Annotated in this window: 21 protein-coding genes; 8 read left to right on the top strand and 13 right to left on the bottom strand. The window is 54.5% G+C overall.

Annotation, left to right across the window (positions count from 1 at the left end):
- Window positions 1-83: 83 nt before the first annotated feature.
- The 10 genes from Q0835_RS08225 to Q0835_RS08180 form a co-directional block, all read right to left on the bottom strand.
- Window positions 84-1,106: a LacI family DNA-binding transcriptional regulator gene (locus Q0835_RS08225; RefSeq protein ID WP_298818283.1), complete on the bottom strand. Its 1,023-nt coding sequence runs from the start codon at window positions 1,104-1,106 to the stop codon at window positions 84-86.
- Complete coding sequence (locus Q0835_RS08220; protein WP_298960126.1) at window positions 1,099-2,601, bottom strand: glycerophosphodiester phosphodiesterase family protein; 1,503 nt, start codon at window positions 2,599-2,601, stop codon at window positions 1,099-1,101. The genes Q0835_RS08225 and Q0835_RS08220 overlap by 8 nt, the downstream gene beginning before the upstream one ends.
- Complete coding sequence (locus tag Q0835_RS08215; RefSeq protein WP_298960121.1) at window positions 2,598-3,656, bottom strand: ABC transporter ATP-binding protein; 1,059 nt, start codon at window positions 3,654-3,656, stop codon at window positions 2,598-2,600. The genes Q0835_RS08220 and Q0835_RS08215 overlap by 4 nt, the downstream gene beginning before the upstream one ends.
- On the bottom strand, window positions 3,656-4,486 hold the full coding sequence (locus Q0835_RS08210) for a carbohydrate ABC transporter permease (RefSeq protein ID WP_298960118.1): 831 nt from the start codon (window positions 4,484-4,486) through the stop codon (window positions 3,656-3,658). Before Q0835_RS08210 ends, Q0835_RS08215 begins: the two co-directional genes overlap by 1 nt.
- Before the next feature lie 5 nt (window positions 4,487-4,491).
- Window positions 4,492-5,793, bottom strand: coding sequence for a sugar ABC transporter permease (locus Q0835_RS08205; protein ID WP_298960116.1), 1,302 nt, complete (start codon window positions 5,791-5,793; stop codon window positions 4,492-4,494).
- A 67-nt stretch (window positions 5,794-5,860) separates the two neighbouring features.
- A complete protein-coding gene (locus tag Q0835_RS08200; protein ID WP_298960113.1) occupies window positions 5,861-7,228 on the bottom strand; it encodes an extracellular solute-binding protein in 1,368 nt (455 codons plus the stop codon).
- Window positions 7,229-7,481: 253 nt separating this feature from the next.
- Window positions 7,482-7,760, bottom strand: coding sequence for a PepSY domain-containing protein (locus tag Q0835_RS08195; protein WP_298818276.1), 279 nt, complete (start codon window positions 7,758-7,760; stop codon window positions 7,482-7,484).
- Window positions 7,761-7,886: 126 nt separating this feature from the next.
- Window positions 7,887-8,405, bottom strand: a complete 519-nt coding sequence (locus tag Q0835_RS08190) for a hypothetical protein (RefSeq protein WP_298818274.1) — start codon at window positions 8,403-8,405, stop codon at window positions 7,887-7,889.
- 185 nt (window positions 8,406-8,590) lie between these two features.
- Complete coding sequence (locus Q0835_RS08185; protein WP_298818272.1) at window positions 8,591-8,893, bottom strand: PepSY domain-containing protein; 303 nt, start codon at window positions 8,891-8,893, stop codon at window positions 8,591-8,593.
- 204 nt (window positions 8,894-9,097) lie between these two features.
- Window positions 9,098-10,366 carry an FAD-binding oxidoreductase gene (locus Q0835_RS08180; RefSeq protein WP_298960110.1) on the bottom strand — a complete coding sequence of 423 codons (1,269 nt, stop codon included), beginning with the start codon at window positions 10,364-10,366 and terminating at the stop codon, window positions 9,098-9,100.
- Between the two features lie 108 nt (window positions 10,367-10,474).
- Here Q0835_RS08180 and Q0835_RS08175 point away from each other — a divergent pair, with 108 nt between their 5' ends.
- From Q0835_RS08175 to Q0835_RS08160, 4 genes are all read left to right on the top strand, one after another.
- On the top strand, window positions 10,475-11,449 hold the full coding sequence (locus Q0835_RS08175; RefSeq protein ID WP_298960107.1) for a sodium:proton symporter: 975 nt from the start codon (window positions 10,475-10,477) through the stop codon (window positions 11,447-11,449).
- A gap of 61 nt (window positions 11,450-11,510) precedes the next feature.
- Complete coding sequence (locus tag Q0835_RS08170; protein WP_298960103.1) at window positions 11,511-12,281, top strand: DUF2259 domain-containing protein; 771 nt, start codon at window positions 11,511-11,513, stop codon at window positions 12,279-12,281.
- Between the two features lie 118 nt (window positions 12,282-12,399).
- Entirely contained in the window at window positions 12,400-13,071 is a 672-nt protein-coding gene (rpe, locus tag Q0835_RS08165) for a ribulose-phosphate 3-epimerase (RefSeq protein ID WP_298960100.1), read from the top strand.
- 171 nt (window positions 13,072-13,242) lie between these two features.
- Entirely contained in the window at window positions 13,243-14,853 is a 1,611-nt protein-coding gene (locus tag Q0835_RS08160) for an APC family permease (RefSeq protein WP_298960097.1), read from the top strand.
- Window positions 14,854-14,859: 6 nt separating this feature from the next.
- Here Q0835_RS08160 and Q0835_RS08155 read toward each other — a convergent pair whose 3' ends face one another.
- Window positions 14,860-15,342: an NUDIX domain-containing protein gene (locus Q0835_RS08155; protein ID WP_298818263.1), complete on the bottom strand. Its 483-nt coding sequence runs from the start codon at window positions 15,340-15,342 to the stop codon at window positions 14,860-14,862.
- 153 nt (window positions 15,343-15,495) lie between these two features.
- Here Q0835_RS08155 and purB point away from each other — a divergent pair, with 153 nt between their 5' ends.
- The 3 genes from purB to Q0835_RS08140 all read left to right on the top strand — a co-directional run bounded on the left by purB (window position 15,496) and on the right by Q0835_RS08140 (window position 18,329).
- Complete coding sequence (gene purB, locus Q0835_RS08150) at window positions 15,496-16,824, top strand: adenylosuccinate lyase (protein ID WP_298960095.1); 1,329 nt, start codon at window positions 15,496-15,498, stop codon at window positions 16,822-16,824.
- Between the two features lie 174 nt (window positions 16,825-16,998).
- The gene (locus Q0835_RS08145; RefSeq protein WP_298960093.1) at window positions 16,999-17,754 is read left to right on the top strand and encodes a metallophosphoesterase family protein; all 756 of its coding nucleotides are present in this window, start codon (window positions 16,999-17,001) and stop codon (window positions 17,752-17,754) included.
- 20 nt (window positions 17,755-17,774) lie between these two features.
- Window positions 17,775-18,329 carry an alpha/beta hydrolase gene (locus tag Q0835_RS08140; protein ID WP_298960090.1) on the top strand — a complete coding sequence of 185 codons (555 nt, stop codon included), beginning with the start codon at window positions 17,775-17,777 and terminating at the stop codon, window positions 18,327-18,329.
- 8 nt (window positions 18,330-18,337) lie between these two features.
- Here Q0835_RS08140 and Q0835_RS08135 read toward each other — a convergent pair whose 3' ends face one another.
- Both Q0835_RS08135 and Q0835_RS08130 read right to left on the bottom strand, forming a co-directional pair.
- Window positions 18,338-19,141: an aldolase/citrate lyase family protein gene (locus Q0835_RS08135; RefSeq protein ID WP_298960087.1), complete on the bottom strand. Its 804-nt coding sequence runs from the start codon at window positions 19,139-19,141 to the stop codon at window positions 18,338-18,340.
- A gap of 166 nt (window positions 19,142-19,307) precedes the next feature.
- Window positions 19,308-19,631 carry a DUF1476 domain-containing protein gene (locus Q0835_RS08130; protein WP_298818253.1) on the bottom strand — a complete coding sequence of 108 codons (324 nt, stop codon included), beginning with the start codon at window positions 19,629-19,631 and terminating at the stop codon, window positions 19,308-19,310.
- Between the two features lie 310 nt (window positions 19,632-19,941).
- On the opposite strand from Q0835_RS08130, the gene purC reads away from it, so the two are divergent.
- Complete coding sequence (gene purC / locus Q0835_RS08125; RefSeq protein WP_298818251.1) at window positions 19,942-20,706, top strand: phosphoribosylaminoimidazolesuccinocarboxamide synthase; 765 nt, start codon at window positions 19,942-19,944, stop codon at window positions 20,704-20,706.
- The last annotated feature ends 134 nt before the right edge of the window (window positions 20,707-20,840 follow it).

Genomic DNA, 20,840 nt, shown 5'->3' with positions numbered 1-20,840 from the left:
TGTTCGATCTAGGGAAGAAAGCAGACCACACCAGCGTGTTGGCGCAGGCAAATACGCGACTTGGTTTTAGTTTTTGGACCCCGCTAAGGGATCAAAATTGTCGTACCGCGTTGAACGAGCGACACGCTCTGGGAAACCACCTGTGGCGGCGCATCAGGATTTTCCATCCGTGTCAAAAGCAGGTCCAACGCAACATCACTAAGCTCAGCTCGGCTTTGATGGAAAGTTGTCAGGTCATATGACTTCCAGGCAGCTTGAGGAATATCGTCATAACCAACAATCTGCAGGTTTTCAGGGATCTTGAGTTCATGTGTCAGGCGAAGCCCGTCTAACACGCCAAGCGCCAGATAGTCTGCAGTACAAAATACTCCGTCAATCTCGCCAGAGTGCTCAAAGACAAAACTGGAGGCTTCCAAACCACCTTGATAGGTCTGTGTGCCTCGGGCAATCCGGACAACCGGAATACCACCAACATTTGCCGCCCTTTCGAAGGAGAGCGCACGTCCAATGACTGAGTAAGACGACTTTTCTGGCGTTACCACGGCAAGGCTTTTGCATCCGCAATTGGCAAGGTGTTCAAAAGCCATTCTGCCACCGGTTTCAAAGTCGGTCAGGACCCGATCCACAGGAGCGCCCGGATCGCGCTTGTTGACGACGACCAGGGGAACACCATTGTCCAGACATTCCTGGCAAATCGATTGCGATGGTGTGTCGGACGTAACGATCACTCCTGCGACACTGTATTGAAGCAGTGATCCAATCAGATCGGCAACGTCCGTTCCAGGATCGCCACGCAGAAGAATGGGCCGGAAGCCCCGTCGCAGAAGCCCCTTGGATAGCAGATCGATTTGTTCGGCACGGAAAGGATTGTCCAGATCGGACGCGACGAGGCCAACAAGGTCCGATTTTTGTTTGTGCAGAGATCGTGCCAGCACGTTGACACGATAGCCGAGCGTGGTTGCGGCTTTGGTCACCTTCTCGCGCGTTTCGTCGGACACGCTTGCACCATCAGTAAAAGTGCGGGAAACCGCGGAGCGGGACACCCCGGCCAGTCTGGCAACATCAAAGGAGTTGACCTGTCTTTTAGGGCCAACCGGATCAGACATATTCCTGGTCTTTCTCGTTGAGGGCCACCCGGCGGCGGACCAAGAACGGGTCGTCTACATTCAGCATGTCAGGTTTGAGACGCAAGAGCCGATCAATTACGTCCGTCTCTATTCCATGATAGGCAATCATCGTCTTCTTGCCACGTTGCCGAAGTGTTGCAAACTCCCCCGCATTTGCGTTTTGAGCATTGAACTCGATCACATCTGCATCAAAGCCGGATATACATGCCTCAAGTGTTGCAAAATCCTCTCGGCGTGCCATCAAACGTGCTTCAGGAATTTCACTGCAGAGCGTCTCAAGGAAGTTCTGATTGAACGACCAAAAGAAAACACGATCCGCAGGCAACCGTGCGAGAACCGCTCTTGCTGTTTTGACCGGATCTGCATCCTTCAGTTCAACATAAAGGCCTCCATCTTGACAGGCCGCGAGTTCCAAAATCTGACTAAGCTCAGGGATTTTCTCAGCACTATAGAATGCGTCGAACCAGGACCCTGCGCTCAGATTGGCGAGTTCTGAAATGTTCTTGTCTTTCAGAAACCCGGTGCCGGATGTGGTTCTTTCAAGATTTGCATCGTGAAGCACCATCAGGTGCCCATCGGCGGTCTCCCGGACATCGATCTCGACATAATCAAATCCGGCATCCCAAGCTGCGCGGGCGGCAGAAAGTGTGTTTTCAGGCGCGATACCGTTGGCACCACGATGACAGACGATTTCGGGACGAAGTGGTCTATCGCCTTTATTGTCAAAAACCATTTCTGGTTGATTTGTGCAGATGCCGAGAATCGGCAAGTCGAAGAGAGCCTCGATGACATTGCTTCGCTCTTCATGCCAAGTTACCACGGCCAGGTTCCGGTGTTTTGCTTCTTTGAAGAAATCAGCATCGAGAAGCCGATCCGGCCGGTCTCCGGCATGTTCCCAACATGGGTGAACAATATCCGCGCCACAGGCATCAACAAGTGAGAACGGATCTTGCCCGTTCTGTACAAGAAGCGAGACTGGATAAGGGCAACCTGTTTCGATCAAATGTCGAGCGAACGATACAGTGTTTGCCCCCACAATCACACGATCCATTTGCGACGCAAGCAGCATTTCAATGGCAATTGTCGCCGCATCCGCTTCCTTGGCATCAAGATATATTCCAGCCCCGCAAACACCGGCCAATTCAATGACCGCGGAAAATCTCGGTACTTCGCGATGTTTTTTTGCGGCGAGATCTTGCAGCTTGTCGGCGCTCAGATCGCGGACACGTTGTGCTTTCCCCTCCTCGTCGAGACAAGTTTCGTCGTGAAACGCAACTGGGACACGATCTGAGGTCAGCCGGATATCCACTTCCCACATGTCGGCGCCCAGCTCATGTGCAAGCTGAAACGCCTTCAGTGTATTGTCGAAGGCGTAAGCGCTGGCTCCTCGATGCGCAATCGAAAGTGGCCAGGATTTCTGGTCGTGTATCCAGCTTTTGTTGATGTGGATCAGCGATATCTCATTTTGTGTCAAAGGCGTTCACCACCCGGCCCAAAGGCGAGAATGTGCTCTCTTGAGATACCCCAGGTCACTTCGTCTCCAAGTTTGATATCCCCTCCGCGGGATTGAATGGATCTCAGGACGGCCCCGTTTGTGAGAGTGACATCGAAAAGATCTTCGCGCCCTTGGGTTTCGACGAAACTCACCTTGCCGGTGACCTTCATATCATTTTCCGGCTGGAAGAACTCCGGCCGGATACCGAGGCGGAGTTGCGTGCCGTTGGAAAGATCAATGACATTGGAGGGAAGGCGCAATGCGACTTCGGAGTTTGCGAGCCGGATTTCTCCGTCATTCGCGATCCCGTCCAAAAACGCAATTGGCGGATTGCCTAGAAAACCTGCCACAAAGTCGGAAGCCGGGTTGTCATACATTTCCTTCGGCTTGCACACTTGGACAATGTCGCCTTTGTTCATCAGCGCGATCCGGTCGCACATGGACATGGCTTCGACCTGATCGTGTGTGACCAAGACTGCGGTTATTCCGGTTTGTTGCTGTATCCGACGAATTTCTGACCGCATTTCCAGACGCAACTTGGCATCCAGATTCGCAAGCGGCTCATCCAGAAGGAGAATATCCGGTTTTCTCACCAGTGCGCGAGCAAGAGCCACACGTTGCTGTTGGCCGCCTGAAAGCTGGGAAGGTTTGCGCTGTAGCAACTCCTCGATATGCACAAGGGCGGCAATTTCAAGGACCTTCCGATCGATCTCGGCTCTCGGTTCTTTGCGAACTTTTAGCGGAAAGGCAATGTTCGCATGAACATCCATGTGCGGATAAAGCGCATAGTTCTGAAAGACGACGCCAACGTTCCGCTCCTGTGGCGGCCGTTTGGTCACATCCTTGTCGCCAAACCGCAGCCTGCCGGCGTTCATTCGATGGATACCGCAAATCGAAAAGAGCGTTGTGGACTTGCCGCAACCGGATGGACCGAGAAGAGCCAGCATCTCACCGCTTTCGATTTCGAGCGACATGTCCTTGATGACGGTCGTGTCGCCGAAAGTCTTCGTGAAATTTGTGATCGAGATACGCATCAGCCCTTCGTGCCTCCGCCATAGATGTTCATGAGTTTATTCTGGAAAATCAGATAGATGATCACGACCGGGAGGGCGTAAAATAAACCAACGGCAGAGATCAGATTGAAGTCGGAGTTCGTGTTGGTATCCAGCAAGAGGGTCGCTAGATAAGTGGATAGAACCTGCGCATCCGTACCTGGATTGAGTACCATCGGCAGGACGAATTCTGACCAGCCTGACAGAAACGAGAATATCAGGATTGCCATCAAACCCGGTTGAACCTGAGGCAGGATGAGTTTCCACCAGACTGTGAAGCGGCTCGCGCCGTCCTGCACACCCGCCATTTCGATTTCCCAGGGAACCGTGTCGTAGAAGCCTTTCATGACCCAGATGCCGAACGGAAGTTCCAGCGCCGTCTTGACGATGATGACACCGATCAAGGTGTTGTAGAGCCCGAGGATCTGGAGGATCAGGAAGATTGCAATGATCAGGGTGACTGTTGGAAAGGCATGCAGCACGATCAGGCTTCCGAGGAAAAAGCCGCGAGCAGGAAAACTCAGCCTCGAAAGCGCATAACCGGCCATCACTGAAATCGCGGTAACAACAGCGGCGGTACTTGCTGCAAAGATGAACGTGTTCAGTGTGACCCCGTAAATCCCCCAACGGCCGTCATCCAAATCAGTCCACAAAAACCGGAAGTGGTGCAGCGTGAACGCATTTGGGACAAGCGTGCCTGGGACCTTGGTCGTGAACGTGTCTACAACCAGAAAGGTCAGCATGATTAAGAGAGGCAGTGAGAAGATGAAAAGGACCAATAGAACAGGCCAGTTTCTGAAATTGTGTTTCATGCCCGTTATCCTTCAATCCGAGGCTTTGTGAGCAAGTTCTTGAAATTGAACAGTCGCAGATAGAACAGGCTCGCCAACACGCCAATGACCACCAGAAGGAGCGCATAGGTTGCACCCAGGCCGTATTGCAGATTGCCGCCATAGTTGTTGAGTGCCGTATGGAAAGCAGCGAGCGCCCAGACTTCCGTCGATCCACCAGGGCCGCCATCCGTAGACAGGTAGATATATTCAAACGAGGTCAGCAGCGACATTGTCTGGTAGGATGTGATGAACAGGATCGGCCAGCGCAACTGCGGCAGAATGATGTACCAAACCTGTTGCCAACGGCTCGCACCATCGACTTCGGACGCATAGAGCATTGAAGCTGGTATCGCCCGGATCGCGGAAGAAAAGACAATCATGCCCATGGATGCGCCGACAAACCCATTGATCAAGATGACGGTCACCCAGGCGTGGTACTCGGTATCCAGCATCCAGTTCTTAGAAGAAACACCGAAGCCGGAGAGAACTGTCGAGATGAAGCCGGTATCCCAGGTGAACCAGCGCCACATGACAATGTAGAGCACGGGCGGCAGAATGCGCGGCAGGAACCAGATTGCGCGGAAAGCGGTTGCCTGCGCCGCAGGAAGATAGAAGGTTGTGATAGCCAGGAACAGGCCGAAGACTACGTTGAATGCCAGTGTGAAAGTGACATAGATGCCGGTGTTTTTGGCATATTGCCATGTCGAATCAAGCGAAAGCAGCAAATCAAAATTTGCGGTTGTCCAAGTCCACCCCGTATAGGCAATTTCGGTGATAAGCGGCCGATCCGGTTTCGGAATTCCTGCTTCATTCAACGCAGCTTCAAAAGCATCCAGTGTTTCATACCGCTGATTTAGGATTGAGCGTTTGAACAGATCGGCGGCGGCTTTGCGGTCTCTTGTTTTCCGGATCGGATTGCTGCTGAGGTCTTTCAATGCCCGCTCTACATCGCGGCGTTTGGTAAAAACTTCTCCAGCATGATTTTTCGAAAATTCTTCAGCAACTGCCTGACCATGGGCTTCAGCTAAAGCTGCAAGCCCCCTCTCGTCGACCCGGTATCCCGCGCTTTCAATCTGGCTGCGCGTCACGTCCGGCAGTCCTGCATCAGTCAATGCGCGAAGGCTGCTGGCGTTAAGAACGTAACTTCCCCCCTTCACGCCGGTCGCTGTGCTCATGTTGGTGAATGCAAATATGCCCGTAAGGATTACCGGCATCAAAAAAAACAAAAGAACGACTATCAGGGCTGGCGACAAAAACGCCAGACCAAGCCAGCTCGAGCGTTGCATGAAATGCTCCCCTTAGAGGTTGAAAGGGGCAGTCCCGCCCCTTTCATCCCGTCCAGTTCCCTGAGGTTTAGCGAATGATCAGTTCGTCGCCGAGTGTGGCCTTCATCTGAACTTCGACTTCTTCAACGGCTTCAGCCGGTGACTTTGTGCCGGTCCAGGCCGCCTCAAGACCCTTGAATAGGGCTTCGGAGTAGGCCCCATAGTTCACATGGTTCGGCTGTGCATTTGCATGGCCTAGGAGACGCTTGGTCGCTTCGTCTGCCCAACGGTTGTTGGCATAAAGCTCGATGTTGGATTGCTGCCTGGATATGCCGAGGTGGTTTGACTGAATGGCATGAAGGGAATTGATGCGCGGCTCAGACGCGATTTTCACAAGGTTCGCCGCAATTTCTTCCGCATCATCATTCGCGTTGTCGGTTATCAGGTAGACCAACGGATGCGTGATGGTGTTTGCGCGACCGTCTTCGTTACCGGCCGGTATGAGCGAAAACTCGATGGTGTTCCAGAAATCCTGATTCCCTTCCTGTGCGTAGCGACCAAAGTGCCAGGTACCGCCATGCCAAGTCGCTGCCTTACCGTTTGCGACCTCCTTGTACCACTGTCCCCAGTCAGTGCCGAGGTGGTTCTTACGCGTCACATCAGCTGCGACCGCGTCTACGAAGAACTGGTAGAAATCTTCCATGGCTTTCTTATCAAGGACCAGTTTACCCTTTTCTTTGTCAATCAGTTCACCGCCAAAGGACTGATAGAACTGAGCATAATCCGGGCCATTGGAAGGACGCGGGTAGAAGCCGTATCCCTTTTCGACAACTTCCATGTCGACGGCTTTTTTTGCATCTTCCAGTATGTTTTGAAGAGTGTATTCACCGGACTCGACCTTGGCCGGCAATGCCGCGATGTCTTCGTCGCTGTAGCCGATCTTCTTCATCGTGTCTTTCCAGAAGAAGAATGGGCGGCTTTCCGCATCCTGCGGCAGGCCCCACTGAACATCATCAAACGCTGCGATTTCCAAAAGGTTTGGGTAGATGTCGTTCAAAGGCCATGCGTCGAGGTCGAGATATTCCTCAACCGGTACGATGTAGCCAGCTTCCGACCAGGGAGCGATATCAAGATGAGATGTGACGACGATGTTTGGAGCAGTACCTGCTTCAGCTGCAAGCGTGACAGCCTGCTTGAATTCCTGCCAATTGCCAAACTGGCCCTTGGACTCAATGGTGATGTTTAACTCTTCGCCTTCGATTGCTGCTTCCCGCTCCAGAATGTCTGCAGCCATCTCGATGGCTTCCCAGCGGTATGCATCACTGTCGTTGGAGCCGCCAGCCCAAACGGTTATCGTAACGTCTTTGGCAACGGCTGCGCCCGAAAGGGCTGTGGCCGCGAGCGTAAGTACGGCAGCCGCGGTGGACTGGCGCAGTTTTGAAACAAGAGTGGTCATCTGAGTCTCGCCTGAAACCTTGGAGCTGCCATTGTCCGGGCTTGCTCCGTGTTGAACTTGCACACGTGTGCAAAGCGCAACCTAGTGAGCTCAAGTAACGACTGTATGACAATATTCGATTTTGAAATCAGGGACCGAAAACCTGATCGTTTTAAGGGCTGGGAAAGACATTCCCGAGACACGGCAGAAACGCTAGTGGGCCGCGCAAAATAACACTCAACGCTCGCGCGCGCCCCGGCTCAGCTCAGCTCAATCAGTCGTCATCTTCAACGCGGGTCACAAGTCCGGACTTCGGGTCGATCTTCATTTCAAGCCGGTCGCCTTCCAGGGTGACTTCTGCCTTGATGCGGTCGTTCTTGACTTCAATTTCCCGGATTTCGTAGCCGTTGAGCTCCAGGCTTTTGGCGATGTCGGAAACAGAAAGGCCGATCTTATCGCCCTGGCGGATGTCGGCGAGCGCGACGGTGCTCATGCAAATGGCCGCGGCAGATGCCAGAACGCCCATTTTCAGAGTGGGATTTCCGATGTTCATTTCGTCTCTCCAGTTGTCAATGTGCCCCGAACCACCGGGATTGAGAGACGAAATGGGAATTTTGTTGGAATTACCTAATTAAACTTCGGTCATGAAGGCACCTTGACCGTTCGGCCCAAAGGACGATTACGCCGGCGCCTTTTCAGAAACGAGTGCGCCATGAAGCAATTCATCGATGAAGAGCGACAAAAGCTGCGGCCGGCCACTCACGCCTGCTTTGCGGTAGATCGCATTGCATTGCGCCTTGACGGTTCCCGCCGCTGTTTTGCGCATATTTGCAATTTCTGCGATCGAAAACCCTTTCAGTGCAAATAGTGCCACATCACATTCTGACGGCGTCAGACCCCAGGATTCAAAGTGTTCTTCCATCAGATTGGCGAATGCACCAGAGGCGGCTTTGATCTGCTGTTCCAGTCTTTTTTGGCGTGTCATGGCTTTTCTGATCTCAAATCCGGACGCCACCAGGCCCGCTACGAGAGCGGCAATAACCAGGTTTTCCAGAAGGTCGTTTTCAATCAGCCCACCTGGCATCTCTCCCCACAGATAATCTGCAGCTTCTTCGACGACCAGATAAACAACGCAAAGCGACTGCAAACCGAACAGCATCCAGGGCCAGGCGGTTTTCCAGCTGGTGAAAGGCGGCATTGAGTTCCTCACAAGCTTCCCGATCCGAGCGGCGAACGGATCTCCGGCCAGTTTCCTAAGGTGCCTGCGAGGCCCCGTCAAACTGGCGGAGACGACTTTTGCCGGCATCTGAAACAGAGAAAATGCAAGCGAGCCCCGGCCGACCGGTGGGTTGGTCGAGCCGACCGGGGCAGGCGCAGGATTGATCAGTCCTCGTCTTCGTCCTTGTCGTCCTCTTCCAGTTCCATTTCCAGAATGAGGCCCGATTTTCCGTCAACAACGACTTCGATCTCCTGGCCGTCTCTTGAGACCTCGGCTTCAAACTCACCGTTGCCTGTCTCTATTTCTTCAACAACGTAGCCCTCCTCTGTAAGGGCCGCCCGAATGTCTTCTTCGGTCGTTCCGACCTTGTCGCCAACGGTGACGGCGGCAAAAGCGCTGCTTGCAGGCAGTGCAAAGCTGGCAGTCACGATGACGGCGAATAGGACGGATTTCGAATGCCGGGACATGATGCAAGTTCCTCTGATTGGAAAAAGAAGGGGACTGATTGGATCGGGGTAAAGCAACCGACGCTGTGCCCGTCGGCTGGCCGCCATCTGGCCTCGAAAGCGTCTCAACCACCATTGCTCAAAGGCTTATAAACCGGCCCATCAACCAAGGTTTACGGCTTTGCGGCGCAGGATTAGGACAGGTTTAAAGGCCAGAATTCGAGCTTATTCGGCAAATCGGCTTGCAGAAAGTCCCGAAGGATCCAGAAAAGGTGTCTTGCCCACGATCATATAGGCCAAAAGCCGCCCTGTGACGGGACCAAGCGTGAAGCCGTCGTGCGCGTGGCCGAAATTGAGCCAGAGACCCGGTGTGTGCGGAGACGCGCCGACAATCGGCATAGAATCCGGCAAACATGGCCTGCTTCCAAGCCAGGGCTTTTCCAGAAGTTCCCTGCCCAGCGGGATAAGCTCTTCGGCGCGCCGTCTGGCGCGCTTGATAATGGCCGGGTTGGCAGGTGCATCGCGCGGTGCCAGCTCGACCCCTGTTGTCAGGCGTATGCCGTTGTCAGTCGGTGTAAGGGCAAATCCGTTTTCGACATCCACCACCGGTCTGGAAAGGCCCGCTCCATGCGCGGGCCTGTAATGCATATGATAGCCGCGTTTGGCCACCAGCGGATAGTCTTCACCAAGCCGGCTCAAGACATCCTGTGACCAGGCTCCAAGGGCAACAACAACGTTGGCGGACGAAATGGTTCCACGTTCGACCTCCAGATGCCAAGCGCCGCTTTGACGTTTGAGCGCTCTCGCATCTCCCCTGAAGTATTTGCCGCCTTCCTGAACGAAGCCACGCCAGAAAGCATCGAGAACCGCGCCCGGACTGGACACCGAACAACTGTCCGTCCAATGCAGACCTCTAAGGCCATGAGCCTTCAGGCCCGGTTCAAGGGCCGTCACCTCACCAGGTGTAAGTTCATCAAAGGCCACACCGAAGACACGCGCATAGTGGCGTTCGTTTTCGCTTTTCTGGAACGAAGCATCGCTTCTGAACAGATGCAGCCAGCCTCCATGCCGGTAAAACCGGTCGGCATTGGTCGTCGACGCGATATCCAGATGTTCCTGAACCGCCAGGGCTCTCAGGGGCGCCATGACACGGGAATAGGTTTCCATGCCCCGTCCACTGCTGGCCAATCGATAGCGTTGCAGCCAGGGCGCCAGTCGGATCAAAGTGGCCGGATCATAGGATATAGCTGTCGATTGTCCGAAAAGGATGGACAGGAGCTGCAGTGCCCTATTCGGTATGGGATGAGGCACGAACCCGTTGCACTGCACGATGCCGGCATTGCCGAAGGACGCTTCTTCGCCCGGATGCCGTCGGTCAATCAAGGCAACATCCAGACCAAGTCGTCTCAAATGCAGCGCTGTCGAGACACCGACGATCCCGGCGCCAAGTACAACGACATCAAAAGTCTGGAGTTGTCTTGCCTGCTTTGTCATTTTTGTCCCGGCCACACCCGCGCACGACCTTGTGGCTGGTGTTGAAACGCCGGATCCTTTAAGAGGCAAAGACTGCCTGCCCACACACGTTTCAGGAGACAACCTAAAATGATTCGACCGCTGGGGGCAGCTTTGGCATGGATTGGCCGCCACGGATCGGCAGCTCTCACTGTGACCATTTTCCTTGGCATGGCCCTGCCGGCGCTTTCCGCCACCTTGCGTCCCTATCTCGGGTTTGCAGTCTTCAGTCTGCTGACGCTCGCCTTTTTGCGGGTTGATCAACAGGCCATTCGCCAAAGACTACGCAAACCGGCCCTTTTGCTGCTTGCGCTGGTATGGATGATGCTTGGCGCGCCGCTTCTGACCTATGCCTTTATTGAGTTTTCTGGCCTCAAGGAACACGGCTCTGACGTAGTCCTTGCTCTTTACATCGCCACTGCTGCACCGCCGGTTATGGCTGCACCGGCCTTTATTTATCTTCTCGGTCTCGACGGAACACTCAGTCTCGCATTGTCGGTCGCGGCGCTGATTGTCACACCGCTTACCGCTCCCTTCATTGGCGAACTTATGCTCGGTCCATCCCTGCCTTTGAGCGTCGGGGGACTTGCAACGCAGTTGTCACTGCTGCTTGTGGGCGCTTTTGCACTCTCAATGTTGTTCCGAAAAATTGCCGGCAAGGAGCGCCTCGCAAGATCCGCCAACCATATCAGCGGCTTGAATGTGCTGCTGATGCTCTTTTTCGCGATCGCAGCAATGGACGGTGTTGCTCAGAGTTTCATTGATAGACCTCTGTTCACCTTAGGCATCACCGCCCTCACCTTTTGTCTGGCCATTGTTCAAATCGCGCTCACGCTGCTGCTGTTTTCTCCCGCAAGCCGGGAAGACGCCTACGCCATTGCCCATACCTGCGGCACGCGAAACATGGGCCTGATGGTGGCTGCCTTCGGCGGAACCCTGCCAGAGTTCACATTTCTCTGGTTCGCAGTCGGCCAATTCCCGATCTACATGCTTCCTTTGATGATGAAGCCGTTTGTCCGTGTATTTTGCCGGCAGAACGCCAAAACTGTGACGCAGCAGACCTGACAGCCGCGTCTGTTATCCTTAAGTCGGAACACACATAGTGTTGAGACGTAAGGAGAATGTCGTGTCCAACCGCATCTGGTTCAGATTTTCGCCCTGGGGCAAGGCTCGCCATTTTCTGGCGGCGCTGCTCGCCTGCCTTTTCGTTGTGCCAGCTGCATCGGCAGGTGACACCGCTGATTTTCAACTCCTTGGCTTTTCCAAGAACGGCGACTTTTTTGCTTTTGAGCAATACGGCTTTCAGGATGGTTCCGGCTTTCCCTATTCGGAGATATTCGTGGTCGATGTCATCGGCGACAGCTGGGTGAAGCCCTCGCCTTTTCGGCTGCGGGACGATGTCGACATTGATCTTGGGGATGCTGCGGATGCCGCTCTCAACGAGACGCGCGCAAAAAACCGGGCGGCCGCTCAGCAACTTCTGAAAACCCAAGGCATTGCCGGCAAGGGCAGAACCGTTGGCTTCAATCCGCGTACGGAACTAAATTCCGATCCGCATAACATGCTCGTAGCACCGCGTGAGTTTCTTGCCTCGAAAGAAAATGCCGTTCGCCTAACCCTTACCGAATATCCGCTGCCCTCCGGCGAGTGTGCTTCCTATGGCGCTGAAACCAAGGGCTTCCGTCTTGAGATGCTCCATAACGGCGTTGCCCGCACCTTGAACAATGATGCAAGTGTTCCAAAGAGCCGCAAGTGCCCGCTCGGCTACCGCATTGAACGGATTGTCACGCATTTTCCCGACGAAGCACCGCCTGTCTTCGCGATACTTATTCAGATGGACAGCCTCGGGTTTGAGGGCCCGGACAGAAGATATCTGGCGATTACCGGACGTCTGTGAGCGTCTAAACCGATTGAGCGACGGCAGCTGGCTTGCTCATGCGAAGCAGAAGTGCTAGCGCGGCTTCAAAGACATTTTCCGGCCGGGGGAAACCCCCTGGCTTGATTGGGAGACTGCCATGCCGCGCGACATCAAAATCGCTCCTTCAATCCTCGCATCCGACTTTTCCAAGCTTGGCCAGGAAGTCCGTGACGTGGTCGAGGCCGGTGCCGACTGGATCCACCTTGACGTCATGGACGGCCATTTTGTTCCCAACATTACCTTTGGTCCGGATGTCATCGCTAAATTGCGGCCCCACACCGACAAGATCTTTGACACCCATTTGATGATTGAGCCGTGTGATCCTTATCTGGAGGCTTTTGCAAAGGCAGGCTCGGACATTATCACCGTACACGCAGAAGCAACTAAGCACCTCGACCGGTCCCTTCAGGCCATCCGGAACCTCGGCAAGAAAGCTGGTGTGTCTCTAAATCCGGCAACACCCGAGAGCGTTCTGGAATATGTACTCGATCGGCTGGATCTGATTTTGGTCATGACGGTCAACCCCGGTTTTGGTGGGCAAAAATTCATCGGATCGCAGGTCGAAAAAACCCGCCGTATCAAGGAAATGATTGGAGACCGGCCAATCGACCTTGAAATCGATGGCGGCGTAACCCCTGAGACGGCACCACTGGTTGCCGCTGCTGGCGCCAATGTTCTTGTGGCCGGTTCCGCAGTATTCAAAGGCGGTTCCGTTGAGAGTTATTCGCAGAATATTTCTGCAATCAGAACGTCGGCGACAAACGCCTGAGTGGAACTGAGCTTATCGAAACCAATTCTGGCTGTGAAAAAGTTGCAGGTAGAGCGGCACACCTGCTCGTTAAAATAGTCCCCATAACCTGCATCATCCGTCTATCCGTTGCGCCAACTCCTCGGTTAAGGTCCTTGAAGGCCTAAGATTGGGGGAATCATCTTGGCGCAAATGCAACGCAGCATTGGCCTGCTTGGTCTAACCTTTGTCGCGATCAGCGGAATATTGGGATCCGGCTGGCTCTTCGCACCGCTGCTGGCTGCACAGGCTGCAGGGCCATCTGCCCTGATCGCCTGGTTGATCGGCGGAATTTCCATGCTTTTGCTGGCTGCAACATTCGCCGAAATCGCTACAATTCTGCCAGTCGCGGGCGGAATCGGCCGGGTGCCGCACTTTTCGCACGGTTCTGTCGTCTCCATGACCATGGGATGGACGGCATGGGTTGGATACAACACCGCAGCGGCCATCGAAGTGGAAGCCGTTCTGAGATATTCCAAGGGTACCGCCCCCTGGCTTTATGCGCACGACGGCGACTTGTCGGCGGTCGGTCTTGCCGTTGCCTGTCTGCTGCTGCTGATCTTCACAGTCGTGAATGCATTCGGCGTCAAATTTTTTGCCAGGGTCAACACGGCACTAACCTGGATCAAGATCATTGTCCCGCTGTCTCTTGCTGCGGTCATTCTCACTTCCGAGTTCCGCTTTGCCAATTTCAGCGAATATGGCGGTTTCGCACCAGAGGGGCTCAAAGGCATTTTATCAGCCATCTCCACAGGCGGCGTCATTTTTGCGCTGATTGGTTTTCGCCATGTCATCGACCTGGCGGGCGAAGCCAAAAACCCCAAAGTGAACATTCCACTGGCGCTCGTTTTCAGTCTGATCATTTGTTTGATCATCTATGGCGGACTGCAGCTGGCATTTCTTGGGGCGCTGGACCATTCGCAATTGCAAAAAGGTTGGCCGGAACTTCATTTCTCGGGCGAATTGGGCCCGCTGGCGGCGCTGGCCACTGCGATCGGCGCTCTTTGGGTTGTCAGCATTCTGGATACTAGCGCCCGCATATCAAGCTTTGCCTCAGCTCTTGTTTCTGTGGGATCCAATGCAAGATTGGGCCTTGCTATGGCTCAAAACGGATTGTTCCCGAAATTCATGGAAACGCTGTCGAACCGTGGGGTGCCACTGTTTTCCCTGCTGGTGAATTTTGCCGTGGCATCCTTGTTTTTTGTAGCCTTGCCATTCAAGGAAATCCTGGCGCTCAATACCTCCTCGATCGTTTTTTCCTTCGTGGTCGGACCGGTCGCCGTGTTGTCTTTCCGCCGCCTGCTTCCTGACGCGCACAGAGCTTTTGTGCTGCCTGCCGCGCCGATCACAAGCTGTCTGGCCTTTGTCATCGCCAGCCTGATCATCTATTGGAGCGGCTGGAACACAATGCTGCATCTCAGCATCTGCCTTTTCCTGGGCCTGGTTCTTCTAGTCTATCGCGGCAGTCGTCTGGGATTTGAAACTCTGGACTGGCGTGAAGCAAAGTGGCTTGCCCCCTTCATCATCGGGTTATTCACCCTGTCCTATCTCGGCTCTTTTGGGGGTGGTTCCGACGTCATACCGGTCGGGCCAGACATTCTTGCCGTTGGCCTGTTTTCCGGGGCCGTTTTCGTTTATGCCTTTCGATTGCGGCTCACCAAGGAAAAGTTCGACTACTACATGGCAAAAGAAGAGCTGGACGAATTCTCTGAATACGACAATCCGGAAGACGGACCAGCCGAGCGCTCAGATTTCAAGTTCTGATCCCAGTCAGCTGAAAAGGCGGCCTGATTTGAGCACGTTTTTCGGCTTCTCCAGCCTTTCCCTCAATCCTGTGGGATAGAGTTCCAGCTGTTTGGCGTCCAGCTCCTCCAGCGTTATCCATTTGGCTGTGGCGACGGTCTCATCGCTCTCTTCAAACGCAATCGTGTCTTTCCTGTAGTAACTGTTGTCCACAAAGTGAGCGTGGCACAGAAAAACGATCTCGTGACCGAGCACACCGTGATGCTCATAGATGTTTTCCATCACGAAATGGCTGTCGAGCAGATCGATCCTGGCACCAAGCTCCTCCAGGAACTCGCGTTGGAGCGCATCCCGCCAAGGTTCGCCGAACTCGACAGTTCCGCCGAGCGGGCGCATGCCCTTGACACGCCCCGCATCGTCATGGACGTCAAACATCAACAATGCATCGTCCTGCCAGATAAGCGCGAGCGCCTTCACGGATATGGCGTTAGCCGGTCGCCAGATCGCCATCTCGTTCTCCTCAGTTCTGACTGCAGCTTTTCAGAACGGTAAAATCCACATTGTCCCCCGACCTGCAAGCAAAATCCGATTGTCTCCATTGAAGGGGCCGCCCCCCTCTGCTATTCCGGCGCCATATTCCTTGAAAATGAGGTCCTGCCTGCGATGATCCCGCGCTACTCCCGCCCTGACATGGTGTCAATCTGGTCACCGGAATCGAAATTCCGGATCTGGTTCGAGATCGAAGCCCATGCGTGCGATGCGCTGGCTGAGCTGGGTGTGATCCCCAAAGAAGCAGCCAAGACCATTTGGGAAAAGGGTGGCAGTGCCACGTTCGACATCGACCGTATTGATGAGATCGAGCGTGAAACGAAGCATGACGTTATCGCATTTCTGACCCACCTGGCCGAGATCATCGGTCCGGACGCACGCTTTGTGCACCAGGGCATGACATCGTCAGACGTGCTGGATACCTGCTTCAATGTTCAGCTGGTCAAAGCGACCGACATCCTGCTGGATGACATGGACGCATTGCTTGCAGCGCTCAAGCGCCGGGCGATGGAACACAAGGAAACCGTCTGTATCGGCCGTTCTCATGGCATCCACGCAGAACCGGTAACTTTCGGCCTGAAAATGGCGGAAGCCTATGCCGAATTCGACCGCTGCAAGAAACGTCTTGAAGCGGCGCGTGAAGAAATCGCCACGTGTGCTATCTCAGGCGCTGTTGGAACATTCGCCAATATCGACCCAAGCGTGGAAGAGCACGTTGCGGAGGCGATGGGTCTGAAGGCTGAGCCCGTTTCGACGCAGGTCATCCCGCGTGACCGGCATGCCATGTATTTCGCTACGCTTGGCGTCATCGCGTCCTCCATTGAACGCGTTGCGACCGAAGTCCGGCACCTGCAGAGAACAGAAGTGCTGGAAGCTGAGGAATTCTTTTCCAAGGGCCAGAAAGGCTCATCGGCAATGCCGCACAAGCGCAATCCGGTTCTGACCGAAAACCTGACCGGTCTGGCAAGACTTGTGCGCGGCTTTTCCATTCCGGCGATGGAAAACGTTGCCCTTTGGCATGAACGCGACATCTCGCATTCCTCCGTCGAACGCATGATCGGTCCGGATGCGACAATCACGCTTGATTTCGCCTTGGCCCGCCTCACCGGAGTAGTCGACAAGCTGATGGTTTACCCGGAGCGCATGATTGGAAACATGGATCGTTTGGGCGGTCTTGTGCACTCCCAGCGCATTTTGCTCGCATTGACCCAGGCTGGCTCATCCCGCGAGGACGCGTACCGTCTGGTTCAGCGCAACGCAATGAAGGTCTGGGACAGCTACCAGGTCGCCGGGGCCGCTTCTGTCGATTTCCTCAGCGAACTCCTGAGCGACGAAGACGTGCGCAGCTATTTGTCTGAAGAACAAATCCGCGACCGCTTCGATCTTGGCTACCACACCAAAAATGTTGACGTCATTTTCGAACGGGTGTTCGGCGAAGCATAGGCCAGGCCGAGTTTTTGGAACGCAAGCGGGTCACAGCCACGTGGACGATCTTGGCTCGCTCGTTTCAAGGCAAAGGTTTTTAACGCCTATCCAGATACAGGATCAGCTCTTGCCCCGCCCGGTCGACACCAGGCAGTTAGCCAGGTTGGATTACGAACCCCACGGAGCGACGAGATGAAAATCGCCGTAGTCTCGGACATTCATGGCAATGTCCTGGCGCTGGAAGCCGTCCTCGCAGACATCAAGGAAGAAGCGCCCGACGGCGTCGTCAATCTCGGCGACTGCCTTGCAGGACCCTTGTGGCCCGAAGAGACAGCCGCCATCCTTCGCGAAACCGCTTGGCCAACCGTTCGTGGCAATCACGATCGAATCATTTTGGATGATCCGATCAATAAAATGGGTCCGACCGACCGGTTTGCAGCCGAACGGCTCACTGCGCAGAGCCTCGAGTGGCTCCGCACAGCGTCACCGACAATCAGACTGAGCGACGAAGTTCTTTTAGTCCACGGAACCCCGGAGGATGACGATCGATATCTCACGGAAAAGAACGAAGGACCGAAAGGCCATCAACCCGATGAAGAAAGCCTACTGGCGGAACTGAACGGTGAGCAGGCGCAAGTTGTCTGCAGCGGCCACAGTCACATTCCGCGTGTTCTCTCGTTGCAGTCGACAGGGCAGACACTGCTCAATCCCGGTACCGTCGGTTTCCCGTCCTTCGACAGTCAACACCCGCGTTACCTTGCAGGAGAAGTCGGCGACAGGCGCGCGCAATATGCGCTTATGACCAGAAACGCCAAGGGTTGGACTTTCGAACAGAAATACCTAGCCTATGACATTGACGCCGCTGCGCGGGAAGCTGAAAAAAACGGCCGATCCGGGTGGGCAAAAGCCTTTCAAGAAGGCTATTTCGGCCCACTTTCGCAGCAGTAATTTGGCTATCAGGACGATCCATGAAAATTTCAGAAACCGACATTCTTCTCATTCCAGGATATGGCAAGACGCTTCCCGGACACTGGCTTTTGCGATGGCGGGACAAGATGCCGACCGCGCGCATCGTCAAGCAGGCCGAGCTGCACACGCCGAGTAAAAAAGAATGGCTGGATACGCTTGTTCATGAAGTCGACACGGCCGAAAAGCCAGTTGTTCTTGTCGCGCATTCGCTCGGTTGCGTCCTTGTCGCCCACGGTGCGCATGTCCTGAAAGACAAGGTCAGGGGCGCTTATCTGGTGGCTCCCTCGGATTGGGAGCGCGAGGGCCTGGTGGATGAGTTTGATGGAGGCGACTTCAAACCGATCCCGTCAGATCCCCTGCCCTTCGCCACGCATCTGGTTGCAAGCCGGAATGACCCATATTGCGACTACGAGAGGGCGCAACATTTTTCGAAAGCCTGGGGAACCACTTTTCAAGATGCCGGTGAAGCCGGTCATATCAATCTGGAAAGCGGCCATGGCCCCTGGCCGGAAGGCATGATGTCCTTCGCGCATTTCATGAAAAAACTCAGCTAGGCTACTTCTCAGTAACCGAAATCTTCCGAGCTGGCAGAAACATATTTTCTGACTTCATCGAGCGCAGCACTTGCACCTTCACCGACGAAAGTTCGGTCGATACCGTGTGAAATAAGCCGAAAACCCTGGTCCACGGCTTCCTCCACCTTGTCCGCGCTTAAACAAAAGATACCGGCAACCTTGCCGGCATCGCGTGTCTTGCGAGCAATCTCGGCGCAAGCATCGGCCGTCTCATCGCCATTCGGATCGAGAGATGCCCCCTTCGAAAGGGACAACGATAGATCGCTCGGACCGACGAAAATTCCATCAAGTTCTGAGACGGAAAGAATGTCGTCCAATGCGTCGATGGCTTCAAGCGTCTCGATCATCGCAAGAGATACAATGTTCGAATTTGCAGTTTGAAGATACTCATCGGACGACTGGCCTGAGAGCGCAGCCGCGCGATAAGGCGACCAGCTTCGATCACCGACCGGCGGGTATTTGATCGACCGCGCGAAGTCGACGGCTTCAGTACGTGAATTTATCATCGGTGCAATCACACATTCAGCGCCCATGTCGACCAACCTGCCGGCCAACGCATTGTCACCGACCGGAATGCGCGCTATCCGGTGCGCACCGCCCAGCGCAATGGCCGCCAAGGCGTCACAGGCAACACCAAAATCATACATCCCGTGCTGAAGATCGAGCGTCACCGCCGGATAACCGGCCCGAGCAAACATTTCAGTGAGCATTGGCGCAGCCAGCACCGACCAGGCGGTTATCACGGGTTTTCCGGAACGCAGTTTAACAGCAAGCGAAGTAGCTTCAGTCACGGGTGGTCTCCTCTTTGGCGACCATCAAAGCCACGAGCCTTCCAGCTTGCAAGTGCACCATGTACAAAGACCGGAATTGCTGCTGGATTTTTCCCGCTTAAAAAGAAAAAGCGCCTGCCCTTTTGGGGCAGACGCTCAAGACCGGTTGCGAGCTTCCGCGAAGGACTTAGCCTTCGTTCTGGATCTGCTCAATCGCCTGATGCATCAGCTCATCCATCGTGCGGCGAATCTGATGATCGGACTGTTCAACATTGTTTTTGTCGAAATCACCGCGGATTTTGCGGAACACGTCCTCGTCGCCCGGCTCGTCAAAATCTGCACGAACAACTTCCTTGGCGTATTCCTCTGCTTTTTCGCCTTCGTAACCGAAGAGCCCTGCAGCCCACAGACCCAGCAACTTGTTGCGCCGGGCGGTTGCTTTGAACCGCAGCTCCTCGTCATGCGCAAACTTGCTTTCAAAACCCTGTTCGCGCTTGTCGAATGTGTTCATATTCATCATCTCCTGAACTGCGCTTATGCTCTTCTACCCATATGGGGTTGATTTGGTCTCTTGCATATCCCCGTAGAGCGAGCAAATCAACGCAGTACCTTTGCGCCTGTGTCAAAAGCATAACAGCCCTGAACTGCGGACGAAAAACATAAGATTGTACTTTTGGCCCTGTTCGGGTAAGTTCCGCGCCGCAAAATAGGGATTGCGGCCGACAACAGATGCCGGTTGACGGGAATTGTCCCGGCAAGATGATGGCCCCGGTTCGCTGGTCCCCTTTCCGATGGAAATTCAAAAAGATACGGAATCGCTCATGAACCGCCGCCGGCGCATTTATGAAGGAAAAGGCAAGATTCTCTATGAAGGTCCCGAACCTGGAACACTGGTTCAGCACTTCAAGGATGACGCCACGGCCTTCAACAACAAGAAACACGAGATTGTTGACGGCAAAGGCGTGCTCAACAACCGTATTTCCGAATTCATCTTTAATCACCTGAATGCCATTGGTATTCCGACGCACTTCATTCGCCGCATGAACATGCGCGAGCAATTGATCCGCGAAGTGGAGATCATTCCGCTGGAGGTGGTCGTTCGCAACGTGGCTGCCGGTTCGATTGCCAAGCGCCTGGGTCTTGAAGAAGGCACCCAGTTGCCGCGGTCCATCATCGAATTCTACTACAAGAATGACGAGTTGGATGACCCGTTGGTCGCAGAAGAGCATGTCACGGCATTCGGCTGGGCAACACCGCAGGAACTGGATGACATGATGGCGCTCGCCATCCGGGTCAACGACTTCCTGTCCGGTCTCTTCCTTGGCGTGGGCATTCGTCTGGTGGATTTCAAAATCGAATGTGGCCGGCTGTTCGAAGGCGACATGATGCGGATTGTCGTGGCGGACGAGATCTCCCCCGACAGCTGCCGTCTCTGGGATATCGAGACCAACGACAAGATGGACAAGGACCGTTTTCGCCGCGACTTGGGCGGAATGCTGGAAGCCTATCAGGAAGTCGCCAAGCGCCTCGGCATTATGCTCGGCAACGAACGCCCGGTCGGCTCCGGCCCGACCCTGGTTCAGTAGAGACAACAACTATCCCCCGTCATTTTCAAGAATGGCGGGGGTTTTTCGTTTCAGCACCCTTCTTCCCTTTAAGATCCTCTCAAGCTGGTGTAAGCAGCCTCGCAAGCAGACTTGCCAGATCTGACGGAGACAGA

It is taken from the genome of uncultured Roseibium sp. (assembly GCF_947499295.1).
Lineage (GTDB): Bacteria > Pseudomonadota > Alphaproteobacteria > Rhizobiales > Stappiaceae > Roseibium.
Note: the sequence above shows the minus strand (reverse complement) of the source record. Positions and strands in the feature narration are given on the sequence as shown.

What these genes read in the sequence shown, in the direction of transcription:
- Q0835_RS08175 (WP_298960107.1), top strand. Translation starts at nt 10,475, where the DNA reads ATGATTCGACCGCTGGGGGCAGCTTTGGCATGGATTGGCCGCCACGGA.
- Q0835_RS08185 (WP_298818272.1), bottom strand. Translation starts at nt 8,893, where the DNA reads ATGTCCCGGCATTCGAAATCCGTCCTATTCGCCGTCATCGTGACTGCC.
- Q0835_RS08210 (WP_298960118.1), bottom strand. Translation starts at nt 4,486, where the DNA reads ATGAAACACAATTTCAGAAACTGGCCTGTTCTATTGGTCCTTTTCATC.
- purB (WP_298960095.1), top strand. Translation starts at nt 15,496, where the DNA reads ATGATCCCGCGCTACTCCCGCCCTGACATGGTGTCAATCTGGTCACCG.
- Q0835_RS08155 (WP_298818263.1), bottom strand. Translation starts at nt 15,342, where the DNA reads ATGGCGATCTGGCGACCGGCTAACGCCATATCCGTGAAGGCGCTCGCG.
- purC (WP_298818251.1), top strand. Translation starts at nt 19,942, where the DNA reads ATGAACCGCCGCCGGCGCATTTATGAAGGAAAAGGCAAGATTCTCTAT.
- Q0835_RS08215 (WP_298960121.1), bottom strand. Translation starts at nt 3,656, where the DNA reads ATGCGTATCTCGATCACAAATTTCACGAAGACTTTCGGCGACACGACC.
- Q0835_RS08130 (WP_298818253.1), bottom strand. Translation starts at nt 19,631, where the DNA reads ATGAACACATTCGACAAGCGCGAACAGGGTTTTGAAAGCAAGTTTGCG.
- Q0835_RS08200 (WP_298960113.1), bottom strand. Translation starts at nt 7,228, where the DNA reads ATGACCACTCTTGTTTCAAAACTGCGCCAGTCCACCGCGGCTGCCGTA.
- Q0835_RS08180 (WP_298960110.1), bottom strand. Translation starts at nt 10,366, where the DNA reads ATGACAAAGCAGGCAAGACAACTCCAGACTTTTGATGTCGTTGTACTT.
- Q0835_RS08225 (WP_298818283.1), bottom strand. Translation starts at nt 1,106, where the DNA reads ATGTCTGATCCGGTTGGCCCTAAAAGACAGGTCAACTCCTTTGATGTT.
- Q0835_RS08145 (WP_298960093.1), top strand. Translation starts at nt 16,999, where the DNA reads ATGAAAATCGCCGTAGTCTCGGACATTCATGGCAATGTCCTGGCGCTG.
- Q0835_RS08140 (WP_298960090.1), top strand. Translation starts at nt 17,775, where the DNA reads ATGAAAATTTCAGAAACCGACATTCTTCTCATTCCAGGATATGGCAAG.
- Q0835_RS08205 (WP_298960116.1), bottom strand. Translation starts at nt 5,793, where the DNA reads ATGCAACGCTCGAGCTGGCTTGGTCTGGCGTTTTTGTCGCCAGCCCTG.
- Q0835_RS08160 (WP_298960097.1), top strand. Translation starts at nt 13,243, where the DNA reads ATGCAACGCAGCATTGGCCTGCTTGGTCTAACCTTTGTCGCGATCAGC.
- rpe (WP_298960100.1), top strand. Translation starts at nt 12,400, where the DNA reads ATGCCGCGCGACATCAAAATCGCTCCTTCAATCCTCGCATCCGACTTT.
- Q0835_RS08195 (WP_298818276.1), bottom strand. Translation starts at nt 7,760, where the DNA reads ATGAACATCGGAAATCCCACTCTGAAAATGGGCGTTCTGGCATCTGCC.
- Q0835_RS08190 (WP_298818274.1), bottom strand. Translation starts at nt 8,405, where the DNA reads ATGCCGCCTTTCACCAGCTGGAAAACCGCCTGGCCCTGGATGCTGTTC.